This is a genomic window from Rathayibacter sp. AY1A7 (genome assembly GCF_002930845.1).
Taxonomy (GTDB): domain Bacteria; phylum Actinomycetota; class Actinomycetes; order Actinomycetales; family Microbacteriaceae; genus Rathayibacter.
Genome location: NZ_PSTL01000006.1, coordinates 1 through 12,324 on the forward strand (window position 1 = coordinate 1; position 12,324 = coordinate 12,324).

Consider the following 12,324-nt stretch of genomic DNA (forward strand, 5'->3'; position numbering starts at 1 on the left):
TACCCACAACGAGGAGCGATGCTTTGCCGAACCGTGCTGCCGACCACCCTGATCTGATCGCCGCGACGAACGAGGCGTACCACGCGCTGCTCGCTCGAGTGATGACCCGCGAGGAGCAGCGAGCTGTCGTGCTCGACGTCGCTCACCGCTACGAGCTCGACACGACGGAGGCGACGCAGGTTTTCCTCGACGTGACCGTGGCGATGGTGGAGACGCTGTACGAGCACGTGCCGACGCTTCTCGCGTCGGAGGTGCAGGAGGGCGCTCACGAGCAGGCGACGCTTCTGTGCCTCGAGCGCGACCTCTCGCAGGGTGGTGACAGCTGATGCCGGGCGTAGGCGGCAAGTCAGTCGGGCGGGTCACGATCCGTGTCCTCCCCGACGCGACGAAGTTCCGCGACGATCTCCTCGCGACGCTGCGCCGGGTCGAAAAGACCGTGTCCGCGTCAATCAAGGTCGACGCGGACACCGACGGTTTCGAGCGCAGCCTGAAGCGCCTGCATGACCGGTGGAACGGTGAGTCAGTCGCGCTGAACGCTGACGTCGACGCGGGGATCGCCTCGGCGCGCCTCGCCGCCGTGACGCGGCCCCGGACGGTGTCGATCACCGCTTCGATCGCGCCGGGATCCCTGGCGAAGGTCGGGACCGCTCTCGCTGCGCTGTCCGGCGCTCGTCTCGGCGCTGACCTGTTCAAGGGCGTCGGGGAGCGCCTGGCGAATCTGGACCGCGCGCTCCCGAAGATCGCGGCCGTCGCGTCGTCGATCGCGTCTCTCGCCGCCGTGGGCATCTCGGCTGGCGGGGGTCTTGCGACGCTCGCCGCGAGCCTGTCGTCCATCCTCGCGGTGTCGGCCCTCGCGCCGGCCCTCATCGTCGGCGCCGGCGTCTCCGTCGCTGTCCTCGCGGTCGCGCTGTCGCAGATGGACGACCGGCTCGGCGACGTCATCGACCGGTGGAAGGGCCTCGGCGACGTCATCGGCGACGGGTTCTGGGACCAGGCCGCGCAGCCTCTCCGCGAGCTCTCCGACTCGATCTTCCCCGGCATCCGGGACGGCCTAGCCGGCACGGCCGGCGCCCTCGGATCCTGGACCGCCTCGCTCGCACAGGGCTTCCAGTCCGCCCTCTCTGGCGCCGCCCTCGAGCGCATGTTCGGGCGGCTCAACGAGAGCATCGCGATCGCCTCGAGCGGCACCGGGGCCTTCGCCTCGGCCCTCGTCAATCTCGGCCTCGTCGGCTCCGACTACCTCCCCCGCCTCGCGCAGTGGATCTCGGACCTCACCACCCGGTTCGACGAGCTCGTCGGCGCCGCGGCCGCGGACGGCCGGCTCAAGGGTTGGATCGACACCGGCATCACGGCTGCTCAGGAGCTCGGCTCGGTCCTGTTGTCGGCCGGATCGATCATCTCCTCGATCGCGGACGCGGCTCAGGCTGCAGGTGGTGGCGGCATCGCGACGCTCGCCTCGAGCCTCGCCGGCATCGCAGACGTGTTCAAGTCCTCCGGCGTGCAGGAGGCGCTGACAACGCTGTTCACGGGCGGCGCGGCGGGTGCTGCCGGCCTCGCTTCCGCGTTCGCCCCTCTCGGCAATCTCGTCGGAACCCTCGCACCGGCCATCGCCGACATCCTGGGCGGAGCCGGCTCCGGCCTGGGCGAGTTCATCGGGAGAATCGCCGACGCCCTCGCACGCCCCGAGTTCGAGTCCGGGCTGACAGGTCTCTTCGACGGCCTCCTCGCCGGCATCGACGCCATTGGTCCATCGCTGCCGGCTCTCGCTGACGCTCTGGGCTCCGTGGGCACGTTCGCGGGGATCCTCGGCGAGAATCTCGGCGGCGTCCTCGGCGCGGGCTTCGAGGCGCTCGCGCCCGTCGTGACGGAAGTTCTCGAGGCGCTCGAGCCGCTGATTCCGGTCCTGGGCGACGCGTTCACACAGCTGCTTCAGGACCTCGCGCCGGTGCTGTCGGACGTCGCTACGACTCTCCTGCCTCCGCTGGTGCAGGGGCTCTCCGACATCATTCCGGCGCTGCTTCCTCTCATCGAGGAAGTCTTGCCTGTTCTCACGGAGTCGCTGCCGGTCGCAGCGGAGCTCCTGTCCGCTCTCGCGCCGCTGATCGTCCCGTTCCTCGAAACCCTGACGCTCCTCGCGGGTGTCGCGTCAGACATCCTGGTACCGGCACTCGAGCTCATCAAGCCGGTCGTCGAGATCCTCGTCGCCTCCCTCACGACGGCCGCGGACTTCATGAACGGGATCCTGCAGACCGCGATCCTGCTCATCTCCGGGCTGCTCTCCGGGAACCTGTCGGGCGCGCTCGACGCTATCGGCGCTCTCTGGTCCGACGTCTGGGAGGGCATCATCGCGATGCAGGCAAAGGTGGCCGGCGCCATCGGCGACTTCGTGGCGGACCTCCTTAAGAACTTCGGTCTCACGGAAAGCTCAGCTCGCGACGTCGGCGACTCCATCACGGACTTCTTCAACGGGCTCGCCTCCGGCGTGCAGGGCTTCGTGCAGGACTCCATCGCCAACATCAAGGGGTTCATCGACGGCGCCATCGGCCTCGCCCGCGACGCGGTCGCCGTCATCAACGGCCTGTTCGGCGGGGTGAAGGGCCCCGACATGTCTGCAGCCCGCGGGGGCGGTGGCGGCGGCTTCGGCGATCCGCCCGAGCTCGCCCGTGGCGCCGTTGTGCTGCCGGTCGAGGGCGGCACCGTCGTGCGTCTGGCCGAGGCCGGACGCTCGGAGGCCGTGGTCGACGAGGGTCGACTGAACAGACTGATCGAGCTGTCGAACGCGAAGCTTGCTCAGCAGCAGCAGGCCCCCGCCCGTGACATCCCGATCGTCATGGACGGCGGCACACTGTTCGGCGTCATGCGGGAGATGGCCGACGGCAGCGCACGCATCATCGTCAACGATGCCCTCGACCGCCGAGACTCGAATTCGCAGCGGGGCCGCTGGTAGGCTCCAATCGGGTAGCAGTCCTTCAGAGGGGGGCCTCGATCGTGCAGAATGACTGCATGGTCGAGGCTTCTTCTGTGTTCAACGTCCGGCAGGCGGCGAGGCGCATCAAACGCGATCGCGTGACGGTCCAGCGGTGGCTCCGTGAGGGACTCCCGCACGAGCGCCCCTCCGAGTACGACGTGCGGATCCGGGAGGACGACCTGACGCTGTGGCTGCGGACGAAGCTCACGAACCAGCGGGCGTCGCGGTTCGGGGAGCGAGCAGCGTGACCGCGTACTCCGTCCGTGGAGCTGCTCGGCGGGTGAAGCGGACCCGAACGACGGTTCAGAACTGGCTGCGCGAGGGGATGCCTCATCGCCGGCTCGGCACGCACCGCGTGGAGATCGACGAGGACGTCCTGACGGAGTGGCTGCGCCGGAAGATCGTCGCGAACCCGTGCCGTCCGGGCGCCCTGAACTACAACGCACGCCAGGAGCCGGTGACGGACCCCGTGGCGGTCTTTCACGCCGCCTGAGCACTCCCGGACGCAGGGAACCCCAGAGGTACAGGAGGGCCGACAGGCGCGCCACCGCGGTCCCGGTTCGCGCCTAGCGCTCCGACTGTCGCTAGGTCGCGTCACCCTGGACGCATGACCCCCGCCGCGCATCACCTCGTCACCGTCACCCGTCTCTGGGCGACAGGGCCCGACGTCGTCGGCATCTTCGCCACGTGTGAGGCCGCAGAAGCCGCAGTCGCAAGCGCCCGGCGCGACGCCGCTGGCCCCGACCGCTACTCGATCGAAACGTGGCGGGACCACCAGCGCGACGAGGGGTAGCCGGAGAGCCGGTGATGGAGCCGCTCCCGGCCTTTCAAGCCGTCTAGGCACTCCCGGACGACCGGCGAGCCCAACGCCGCAGAGAGACGTAGAGCGACGAGCGCCATTCCGAGGGGTTTGTGCGGGGCGCGGAAGAGAGCGCGCTAGCGCATCCGCGCGATTCCGGGGGAGTAGTGGGCCCCGTCGGGCTCGAACCGACGACCCGCGGATTAAAAGTCCGCTGCTCTGCCAACTGAGCTAGAGGCCCGCGCGCTCCAGGGTAGCGGGCCGTCGACGCCCCCGGAGCAGGTGCGGCCGGAGCAGGTGCGGCCCGGAGCGCGGACGATCCCGGAGCGGACCGCGTCCTCCGCGCGGGCATACCCGCCCAGCCGTGGGCGTTACCCTCCTCGAACCCCCTACGGAGCGCGAGCGCGAGAGCGTCCGCGCGTACGACCGCGGAAGGCGGCCCCATGACAGACGGCTTCCACAAGCCGACCAAGTTCCCCTCCCACGTCTTCGAGGCGTTCCAGGGAGGAGAGGACCCGGCGCAGATCAGCCGCGTCGCCCACGAGACCGCGATCGCGCTGCTGAGCCGTGTCCGGAACGACCCCGACCCGGTGGTCATCGACCGCCTGGTCGAGTACACCGACCACAACGGCATCGACGCGCTCGCCGAGCTCTGGGCGCGCTCCAGCGCGGCGAGCCTGCCGGGCGCCCTCTGGCGGATCTACCTGCTGCGGCTGGTCATCCGGCAGGACCCGGAGAGCACGAGCTTCCTCTACCAGCGCGGAGTCGAGCTGTCCGCCACGATCGACCCGGTGGTCGCCGGAGCCAGCACTCCCACGGGGCCGGCCGAGATCACCGAGCTGGCCGACCGGATCCTCCGCGGCGTCTTCGACGGCGACTTCGCGGTGGCGCTGGACCGCGCCGCGGCGTTCTGCCGCGTGAGCGCCTCCGGAGCCGTCTCGGTCGCCGACGACGTGGAGCCGGTGAACCCCGCCCGGGCGAGCGAGCTGACCACCCGCGCCCTGCGCCTCTCGACCACCGCGGCCGAGCTCGTGAGCTGTGCGCGGCTGTGGCGGAGCGACTCCCTGGAGTGACGCGCAACCCGCGTTCACCCACTGCGAACGCCGCTCGCCGCCACCGCGGAGGCCTTTGGTAGACTGGCGGAAGCCGGATCGCAGTAACCCCGGGCTCCACTTATAGCCGCTTCGAGCGGCCTCGCGCCGAGAGGCGTTCCTGCGGTCCGGCCCCTTCTCTGCTCGCATCGCCGCCACGGTGCGCGAGGCGAGGGCCCAGGAGGAGTCGATCCTCGCCCGAGTCCCCACAGACAGGCGCCAGCGGAATGAAGAACAGCAGAGCTCTCCGGATCGGCGCGCGCGTCTGGGCGGGGGCGGGGCTGCTGGTCGTCGCCGCCCTCTACCTCCTCGCCGCGCCGAGCGTCGACGACGCGGAGGGCGCCCAGTTCGCCGCGGGGGTCTCGCTCTCGCAGGGCACGGTGATGCGCGTCCTCGCGGTCCTCGACGTGCTCGCCGGGCTCTGGGTCCTCATCCGCCCGCGCAGCTATCCGGGCATCACCGCTGCGGCGGTGGCCGTGATCTCGCTCTGGCTGGCCCCCCGGCTGGGCGACCCCGCGCTCGTGCCGATCGGCACGTTGGCGCTGGATGTCCGATTCGTGACGCATCCGATCGAGGTGTCGGTCGTCGTTGCAGGCCTGGCCGTGACAGCCTTCTGGATGACGCGGAATCTTTCAGCCCGGGCGCGGGCGAGGCGGGGCTGATGACGGACGACACCACAGCGGAGGCGGCTGTCCTCCTCGAGCGCATCGCCGGGGGAGAGCAGGCCGCGTTCGCCGCGCTCTACGACCAGATGGCCGGCCGGGTCCTCGGCCTGATCATCCGCGTCCTCGTCGACCGCTCCCAGTCCGAGGAGGTGGCCCAGGAGGTCTTCCTCGAGATCTGGCAAACCGCTGGGCGTTTCGCTCCGAATAAAGGAAGCGCGACGACCTGGATCCTCACGATGGCACACCGCAGGGCCATCGACAGGGTCCGCGCGGCTCAAGCCGGCCGTGATCGGGACATGCGCATCGGAATCCGAGACCTCGGACGCGACTACGACCAGGTCTCCGAGCAGGCGGAGGTGTCCCTCGAGCACGAGAAGGTCGCGGCCGCCATGGGCCGCCTGACGGAACTGCAGCGGCAGGCGCTGCAGCTCGCTTACTACGGCGGATACTCGCACAGCGAGATCGCGGGGATCCTGCAGTGCCCCGTGGGAACCGTCAAGACACGCCTGCGTGACGGAATGATCAGACTTCGAGAAGAGATGGGGGTGGCCCTGTGAACGATGTGCGACTCCCCGACGGGATGGACGACCCGCGCGATCTCGCGGCGGGTCACGCACTGGGCATCCTGACGCCCGAGGAGCAGGAGCGCTACGAGCGCTTCCTCTCCGAGCACCCGGAGGCGCGCGGCGAGGCCGACGCGTTCGCCGAGGTGGCGGAGGCGCTGGTCGCCGACGCACCCGCCGTGGAGCCCTCGCCGGGCTTCAAGGCCGACCTGATGGCGCTCATCGCCACCACTCCGCAGCTGCCGCTGGAGGAGCCCGACGAGGACCACGAGGCGCCCGCCGCGCCCCGTCTGGTCCCCGTCGCCTCCGAGGGCGAGCGGAGCGGTCCGACGGCTCGCCGGGACGGTGGCGGCAGCGCCGCGAACCGCGCCCGGAGCCGCTGGTTCGCCCGCCCCGCGGTCTACCTCTCGGCGGCCGCGGCCGCCGCGGTGATCGTGGTCGGCGGAGTGACCCTCCCGCCGCTGCTCTCGTCCGGCCCCGGCCAGACGCAGCAGCAGACGGCTCTGGAGCAGATCCGCAGCGCCCCCGACGCGCAGGAGACGACCGGCACGGTCGCCACCGGCGAGCAGGCGACGCTGGTCTGGTCGAGCTCGCTCGGCCGCTCCGCCCTCGTGGTGGACGACCTGGCGCCGCTGCCGGAGGACAAGACCTACGAGCTCTGGTACATCGGCTCATCCGGTCCGGTCGCCGCAGGGACGTTCGACGGGGGAGAGGGCAGCACCGTGGCCCCGCTCGAGGGGAGCCTGACCGAGGGCGGAGTCGTCGCCGTGACGGTCGAGGACGCCGGCGGCTCGCCGACTCCGACCACCGATCCGATACTGGCGATCGACATCGCCTGACGGCCCGAGCACGAGAAGAGCCGCACTCCGATGACGGAGTGCGGCTCTTCTCGTTCCCGGAGGGAACGCGGTGGAACGAGAGCGAGCCGCGACCCCGGAGGGACGCGGCTCGCTCTCGTCTGCGGCGGATCAGCCGAAGCGGCCCGAGACGTAGTCCTCGGTCGCCTGGACGGACGGCCGCGAGAACATCGTCGCGGTGTCGTCGTACTCGATGAGCTTGCCCGGCTTGCCGGTGCCCGCGATGTTGAAGAACGCGGTGCGGTCCGAGACGCGCGAGGCCTGCTGCATGTTGTGGGTCACGATGACGATCGTGTAGTCGTTCTTGAGCTCCTCGATGAGGTCCTCGATCGCGAGGGTCGAGATCGGGTCGAGGGCGGAGCAGGGCTCGTCCATCAGGAGGACGTCGGGGGAGACGGCGATCGCGCGGGCGATGCACAGACGCTGCTGCTGGCCGCCGGAGAGACCGGAGCCCGGCTTGTCGAGGCGGTCCTTCACCTCGTTCCAGAGGTTCGCGCCCTGGAGCGAGCGCTCGACGAGCGCGTCCGCGTCCGACTTCGAGATGCGGCGGTTGTTGAGCTTCACACCGGCCAGCACGTTGTCCCGGATGGACATCGTCGGGAACGGGTTGGGGCGCTGGAAGACCATGCCCACCTGCCGGCGGACCTGCACCGGGTCGACGCCCGGGCCGTACAGGTTGTTGCCGTCGATCAGGACCTCGCCCTCGACGTGCGCGCCGGGGATGACCTCGTGCATGCGGTTGAGCGTGCGGAGGAAGGTCGACTTGCCGCAGCCGGACGGGCCGATGAAGGCGGTGACCGTGCGGGGCTCGATGGCGAGCGAGACGCCCTCCACCGCGAGGAACTGGCTGTAGTAGACGTTGAGGTCGTTGACCTCGATGCGCTTGGACATTGCTTCCTTCGGGGAATCCGGCCGGAGCCGAGTGGTGGGTGTCAGCGGCCGAGCTTGGGGGCGAAGATCTTCGCGATCAGGCGGGCGACCAGGTTCAGCGCCATGACGATCAGGATGAGGGCCAGCGCGCCGGTCCAGGCCCGGTTGAGGAACGCCTCGGCGTCGGGGCCCTGGTTCGCGTACTGCGTGTAGACGAAGACCGGGAGGGTCATCATCCGCTCGCTGAAGAGGTCGTAGTTCATCGACGCGGTGAAGCCGGCGACGATGAGCAGCGGGGCGGTCTCGCCGATGACGCGGGCGATCGCGAGGGTGATGCCCGTCGTGATGCCGGCGATGGAGGTCGGCAGCACGATCTTGACGATGGTCAGCCACTTCGGCACGCCCAGGGCGTAGGACGCCTCGCGCAGCTCGTTCGGGACCAGCTTCAGCATCTCCTCCGACGAGCGGACGACCACGGGGATCATCAGCACGGCGAGGGCGATCGAGCCGGCGAAGCCCATCCGGACGCCGGGCCCGAGGAGCAGCGCGAAGAGCGCGTACGCGAACAGGCCCGCAACGATGGAGGGGATGCCCGTCATCACGTCGACGAAGAAGGTGATCGCCCGGGCGAGGTGGCCGCGGCCGTACTCGACGAGGTAGATCGAGGTGAGCAGGCCGATCGGCACCGAGATCAGCGCGGCCATGGCCGTGATCTCGAGCGTGCCGATGATCGCGTGGAGGGCGCCGCCGCCCGCGTCGATGACGTTGCGCATCGACGAGGAGAAGAAGAGCGGATCGAACCGCGCGACTCCGTTGGAGACGACCGTGTAGAGCAGGGAGATCAGCGGGAGCAGCGCGATGATGAACGCGGTCGCGACCAGCGAGGTCACGAGGCGGTCGACAGCCTTGCGGCCGCCCTCGACCAGGCGCGAGACCACGTAGATGGCGACGTCGAAGAGGACGGTGCCCCAGAAGATCGCGCCGACGAGGCTGAAGTCGTTCATCATGCCGGCCGCCTGGAGGATCAGGAAGACGGCGGCGAACACGACCCAGCTGCCGACGAGCAGCATCCAGGGGGTGCCCTTGGGCAGCTTGCCCGCCTGCAGCGAGAAGGGCATCGACGAGGTGGCGGCGGACATCAGTTGGCTCCCGAGAAGGCCTTGCGGCGGTTGACGATGAACCGCGCGACCGAGTTCACGACGAGGGTGATGACGAAGAGGATGAGGCCCGAGGCGACGAGGACGTTGACGCCGACTCCGCTCGCCTCCGGGAACTGCAGCGCGATGTTCGCGGCGATGGTGTTCGAGTTCTGCGAGGTGAGCAGGAGGAAGGAGACGACCGTCGCGGGCGAGAGCACCATCGCGACGGCGAGCGTCTCGCCGAGGGCCCGGCCGAGGCCGAGCATGGCGGCCGAGACGATGCCCGGGGCGCCGAAGGGCAGGACGGCCATGCGGATCATCTCCCAGCGGGTCGCGCCGAGCGCGAGCGCCGCCTCCTCGTGCAGGCGCGGGGCCTGGAGGAAGATCTCGCGGCAGACCGCGGTGATGATCGGGATGACCATGACGGCCAGCACCACCGAGGCGGTGAGGATCGTCTTGCCGGTGCCCGACGCCTGGCCGCCGAAGAGCGGGAACCAGCCGATGTTCACGTTGAGGAAGAGGTAGAAGGGCTGCACCATCGGCGCCAGCACGGTCGCGCCCCAGAGGCCGAAGACCACCGAGGGGACGGCGGCGAGGAGGTCGACCACGTAGCCGAGGGCCATCGCGATGCGGCGCGGCGCGTAGTGCGAGATGAAGAGGGCGATCGCGATCGAGAGCGGCAGGGCGATCACCAGGGCGATCACCGCCGACCAGACCGTGCCGAACACCAGGGGGCCGACGTAGGCCCAGAAGCTCGTCGCGTCGCCGGGGAGGCTGCCGGCCGGCGCGGTGAACGCGGGGATCGACTGCGCGATCAGGAAGATCGCGACGGCGGCGAGGACGAGGAGGATGAGGGAGCCGGCGGCGACGGTCGAGATCGAGAAGACCCGATCTCCGACACGCACCTTCGCCTTCGGGCGGACGACGGTCTCAGTTGCCATTCCAGGGGACTCTCTTCAGACGAGGGGTTCGGCGGGGCGCACAGGGAGATGCTAGGGCTCGGAGGGGGCGTCCGGTGGGTCGAGCCCGGCACAGGCGGGGCCCGTCCCGCGGATCGTGCTGCGAGACGGGCCCTGCCGGTGGGACTACTTGATCGACTCGATCGCGGTGGCGACGGTCGAGGCGAGCTCGGAGCTCAGGGGAGCGGAGCCGGCCTGAGCGGCGGCGGCCTCCTGGCCCTCCTCGCTCGCGACGTAGGAGGCGAAGGACTTGACGACCTCGCCCTTGTCGGCGTCCGCGTACTCCTGGCACACGATGAGGTAGCTGACCAGGACCATCGGCCAGGCGTCCGCCTCGGTGCCGGTGCGGTCGATCTTGATCGCGAGGTCGTTGTCCTCGCGGCCCTCGGCGATGGGCGAGGCGGCGACGACCGCCGCGGCTCCGTCGGCCGAGATGGTCGAGAACGCGTCGCCGACCTTCAGCTGGGCCATGTCCATGCCCTGGGCGCCGGACTCGTCGGCGTAGCCGATCGTGTTGGTGCCGTTCTTGACCGCGTCGACGACACCCGAGGTGCCCTTGGCGCCGTCACCGCTCTGGTACGGGAAGGTCTGCGCGGCAGGAGCGTCCCAGACGTCGCTCGCGGTGGCCGCGAGGTAGTCGGTGAAGTTCTGCGTGGTGCCCGAGTCGTCCGAGCGGTGCACGGAGGTGATGCTCGCCGACGGGAGGGTCGCGTCGGGGTTCAGGGCCTTGATCTCCGGGGCGTCCCAGGAGGTGATGGTGCCCTTGAAGATGCCAGCGATGGTGGCCGCGTCGAGCTTGAGCTCGTCGACGCCCTCCACGTTGAAGATGACCGCGATCGGCGAGATGTAGACCGGGAGGTCGATCGCCTTGGTGTCGGGGGCGCAGGCGGCGAAGGTGCCCGCGAGCTCCTCGTCCTTGAGCGCGGAGTCGGAGCCGGCGTAGTCGGCGGCGCCGTCGATGAAGTTGGTGCGGCCGGCGCCGGAGCCCTGCGGGTCGTAGTTGACCGTGACCTCGGGGTTCGCGGTCTGGAACGCGGCGGCCCAGGTGGTCTGCGCGGTGCCCTGAGCGGACGAGCCGATCCCGGTGATGGTGCCGGAGAGCGTGGAGGTGGTGGCCGAGCCGGAGCTGCCGCCTGCGGCCGGTGCCTCGTTGGCAGCGCAGGAGGTCAGCGTGATCGCTGCGACGGCGGCGACGACGGCCGCCTGGCCGAGACGCGAGAATCTCACAAGTATCCCTTTCGGGTAGGAAAGCGTGGAAAACAGAACAGGGCCTGGTGCAGCCCGCGAGCGAGAGTACGGAGGGGTCGTGTCCTGGCACCGACCGCTCGGTGAACGCGCGGTGAACGGGTCCGCCTCGGGGATTGCGGAGCGACGGGGCGGCGGGGAAGGCGCGGTGCGTCGGGCGCGTCCCGGCTGCGCGACCGGCCCGGTGCGGACGGACCCGTCGAGCCGGTCGCGCAGCGCGGCCCGGGCGGGTCAGGCCAGCGGCGTGTGCGTCTCGATCGCGACGATGCCGGAGCCGGGGTGGCCGGTGGAGAGGTGAACCACGGCGAAGCCCCCGGTCGGGAGCGCTGCTGCCTCGTCGAGGTAGGCGCCGAGAGGAGTCGCCGTGGCGAGGGCGATCTCGCGCAGGATCTCGGGGATCACCGGCCGGTGACTGCAGAGGACGGCGGTGCGGCGGGCGCGGACCCGCTTGCCGACGAGGGCGCGGACGTCGGCGGTGCCCTGCTCGTGCGCCTCCTGGCTGAGGTCGTCGCGCAGCTTGACCGGCTTCCTGACCAGACCGGACAGCGGGGCGATGGTCGACCGGCAGCGCTTGGCGGTGCTCGAGACGAGGCGGCGCGGGCGCCAGGCGGCCACGGCCTGAGCGGCGGCAGCGGCCTCGACCCGGCCGCGCCCGGTGAGGCTGCGGGTGGAGTCGCGGCCGTCCCAGGAGGAGGCGGGCACCGCCTTCGCGTGCCGCAGGACCACGATCGCGAAGGTCTCGAGCGCACCGCGTGCGGCGATCCGGGCGAACTCGTCGACGATCGTCACGTCGTGCGGATAGGTCAGGTAGCTCCGGGCCCGCTTGAGCGTCACCCACTCGAGCGCCTCGACCTCGTCGTTCGGGAGGAAGTCGGACGCCAGGACGGCCTTCTCGGTCACCTGCGCCGCCCAGTAGTAGACGGCCTTCGGGCGCCCGCTCGGCAGCGTGTACTCGGTGCACCCCAGCGGCACCCCGAGCGCCACCGAGAGCCCGGTCTCCTCGCGGATCTCGCGGACCGCGGTCTCCGGGAGGGACTCGCCCGCGTCGACCTTGCCCTTGGGCAGGCTGACGTCCCGGCGGTGCGGCCGGTGGATCACGAGGATGTGCGGGCGGCCCTCGATGATCCGCCAGCACACCGCTCCTGCTGCGTAGACGGTGCCCGTCACG

14 protein-coding genes and 1 tRNA gene are annotated in these 12,324 nt (G+C 70.5%); 9 read left to right on the forward strand and 6 right to left on the reverse strand.

Annotated features, from left to right (window positions below):
* Nucleotides 1–23 precede the first annotated feature (23 nt).
* From C5B95_RS06805 to C5B95_RS06825, 5 genes are all read left to right on the forward strand, one after another.
* Nucleotides 24–326, forward strand: a complete 303-nt coding sequence (locus C5B95_RS06805) for a hypothetical protein (protein WP_146076500.1) — start codon at nucleotides 24–26, stop codon at nucleotides 324–326.
* Nucleotides 326–2,947: a hypothetical protein gene (locus C5B95_RS06810; protein WP_104348779.1), complete on the forward strand. Its 2,622-nt coding sequence runs from the start codon at nucleotides 326–328 to the stop codon at nucleotides 2,945–2,947. The genes C5B95_RS06805 and C5B95_RS06810 overlap by 1 nt, the downstream gene beginning before the upstream one ends.
* Before the next feature lie 56 nt (nucleotides 2,948–3,003).
* Complete coding sequence (locus C5B95_RS06815) at nucleotides 3,004–3,216, forward strand: hypothetical protein (RefSeq protein WP_219813829.1); 213 nt, start codon at nucleotides 3,004–3,006, stop codon at nucleotides 3,214–3,216.
* Nucleotides 3,217–3,248: 32 nt separating this feature from the next.
* Nucleotides 3,249–3,461, forward strand: coding sequence for a hypothetical protein (locus tag C5B95_RS06820; RefSeq protein ID WP_104348781.1), 213 nt, complete (start codon nucleotides 3,249–3,251; stop codon nucleotides 3,459–3,461).
* Nucleotides 3,462–3,575: 114 nt separating this feature from the next.
* Nucleotides 3,576–3,761, forward strand: a complete 186-nt coding sequence (locus C5B95_RS06825) for a hypothetical protein (protein ID WP_104348782.1) — start codon at nucleotides 3,576–3,578, stop codon at nucleotides 3,759–3,761.
* Nucleotides 3,762–3,935: 174 nt separating this feature from the next.
* Here the strand turns inward: C5B95_RS06825 and C5B95_RS06830 are convergent.
* Nucleotides 3,936–4,008: transfer RNA gene (locus C5B95_RS06830), tRNA-Lys, on the reverse strand.
* A gap of 202 nt (nucleotides 4,009–4,210) precedes the next feature.
* On the opposite strand from C5B95_RS06830, the gene C5B95_RS06835 reads away from it, so the two are divergent.
* The 4 genes from C5B95_RS06835 to C5B95_RS06845 all read left to right on the forward strand — a co-directional run bounded on the left by C5B95_RS06835 (nucleotide 4,211) and on the right by C5B95_RS06845 (nucleotide 6,925).
* Entirely contained in the window at nucleotides 4,211–4,840 is a 630-nt protein-coding gene (locus C5B95_RS06835) for a DNA-directed RNA polymerase subunit beta (protein ID WP_104227273.1), read from the forward strand.
* A gap of 245 nt (nucleotides 4,841–5,085) precedes the next feature.
* Nucleotides 5,086–5,520, forward strand: coding sequence for a hypothetical protein (locus C5B95_RS17415; protein WP_104224710.1), 435 nt, complete (start codon nucleotides 5,086–5,088; stop codon nucleotides 5,518–5,520).
* Nucleotides 5,520–6,080, forward strand: a complete 561-nt coding sequence (sigK, locus tag C5B95_RS06840; RefSeq protein WP_104224709.1) for an ECF RNA polymerase sigma factor SigK — start codon at nucleotides 5,520–5,522, stop codon at nucleotides 6,078–6,080. The genes C5B95_RS17415 and sigK overlap by 1 nt, the downstream gene beginning before the upstream one ends.
* The gene (locus tag C5B95_RS06845; protein ID WP_146076502.1) at nucleotides 6,077–6,925 is read left to right on the forward strand and encodes an anti-sigma factor domain-containing protein; all 849 of its coding nucleotides are present in this window, start codon (nucleotides 6,077–6,079) and stop codon (nucleotides 6,923–6,925) included. The genes sigK and C5B95_RS06845 overlap by 4 nt, the downstream gene beginning before the upstream one ends.
* A gap of 129 nt (nucleotides 6,926–7,054) precedes the next feature.
* Here the strand turns inward: C5B95_RS06845 and pstB are convergent, their stop codons facing one another.
* From pstB to C5B95_RS06870, 5 genes are all read right to left on the reverse strand, one after another.
* Nucleotides 7,055–7,834: a phosphate ABC transporter ATP-binding protein PstB gene (gene pstB, locus C5B95_RS06850; RefSeq protein WP_104224707.1), complete on the reverse strand. Its 780-nt coding sequence runs from the start codon at nucleotides 7,832–7,834 to the stop codon at nucleotides 7,055–7,057.
* Between the two features lie 41 nt (nucleotides 7,835–7,875).
* A complete protein-coding gene (pstA, locus tag C5B95_RS06855) occupies nucleotides 7,876–8,952 on the reverse strand; it encodes a phosphate ABC transporter permease PstA (protein ID WP_104224706.1) in 1,077 nt (358 codons plus the stop codon).
* On the reverse strand, nucleotides 8,952–9,893 hold the full coding sequence (pstC, locus tag C5B95_RS06860) for a phosphate ABC transporter permease subunit PstC (RefSeq protein WP_104227270.1): 942 nt from the start codon (nucleotides 9,891–9,893) through the stop codon (nucleotides 8,952–8,954). The genes pstA and pstC overlap by 1 nt, the downstream gene beginning before the upstream one ends.
* Nucleotides 9,894–10,037: 144 nt before the next feature.
* Nucleotides 10,038–11,138 carry a phosphate ABC transporter substrate-binding protein PstS gene (pstS, locus tag C5B95_RS06865; RefSeq protein WP_104348783.1) on the reverse strand — a complete coding sequence of 367 codons (1,101 nt, stop codon included), beginning with the start codon at nucleotides 11,136–11,138 and terminating at the stop codon, nucleotides 10,038–10,040.
* Between the two features lie 249 nt (nucleotides 11,139–11,387).
* A complete protein-coding gene (locus tag C5B95_RS06870; RefSeq protein WP_104348784.1) occupies nucleotides 11,388–12,323 on the reverse strand; it encodes an NUDIX domain-containing protein in 936 nt (311 codons plus the stop codon).
* Nucleotide 12,324 lies beyond the last annotated feature (1 nt).

Bases quoted from the DNA above. Each gene is read 5' to 3' on its own strand.
- C5B95_RS06825 (WP_104348782.1), top strand. From the start codon at position 3,576: ATGACCCCCGCCGCGCATCACCTCGTCACCGTCACCCGTCTCTGGGCG.
- sigK (WP_104224709.1), top strand. From the start codon at position 5,520: ATGACGGACGACACCACAGCGGAGGCGGCTGTCCTCCTCGAGCGCATC.
- pstA (WP_104224706.1), bottom strand. From the start codon at position 8,952: ATGTCCGCCGCCACCTCGTCGATGCCCTTCTCGCTGCAGGCGGGCAAG.
- C5B95_RS06810 (WP_104348779.1), top strand. From the start codon at position 326: ATGCCGGGCGTAGGCGGCAAGTCAGTCGGGCGGGTCACGATCCGTGTC.
- pstC (WP_104227270.1), bottom strand. From the start codon at position 9,893: ATGGCAACTGAGACCGTCGTCCGCCCGAAGGCGAAGGTGCGTGTCGGA.
- pstB (WP_104224707.1), bottom strand. From the start codon at position 7,834: ATGTCCAAGCGCATCGAGGTCAACGACCTCAACGTCTACTACAGCCAG.
- C5B95_RS06835 (WP_104227273.1), top strand. From the start codon at position 4,211: ATGACAGACGGCTTCCACAAGCCGACCAAGTTCCCCTCCCACGTCTTC.
- C5B95_RS17415 (WP_104224710.1), top strand. From the start codon at position 5,086: ATGAAGAACAGCAGAGCTCTCCGGATCGGCGCGCGCGTCTGGGCGGGG.
- C5B95_RS06815 (WP_219813829.1), top strand. From the start codon at position 3,004: ATGGTCGAGGCTTCTTCTGTGTTCAACGTCCGGCAGGCGGCGAGGCGC.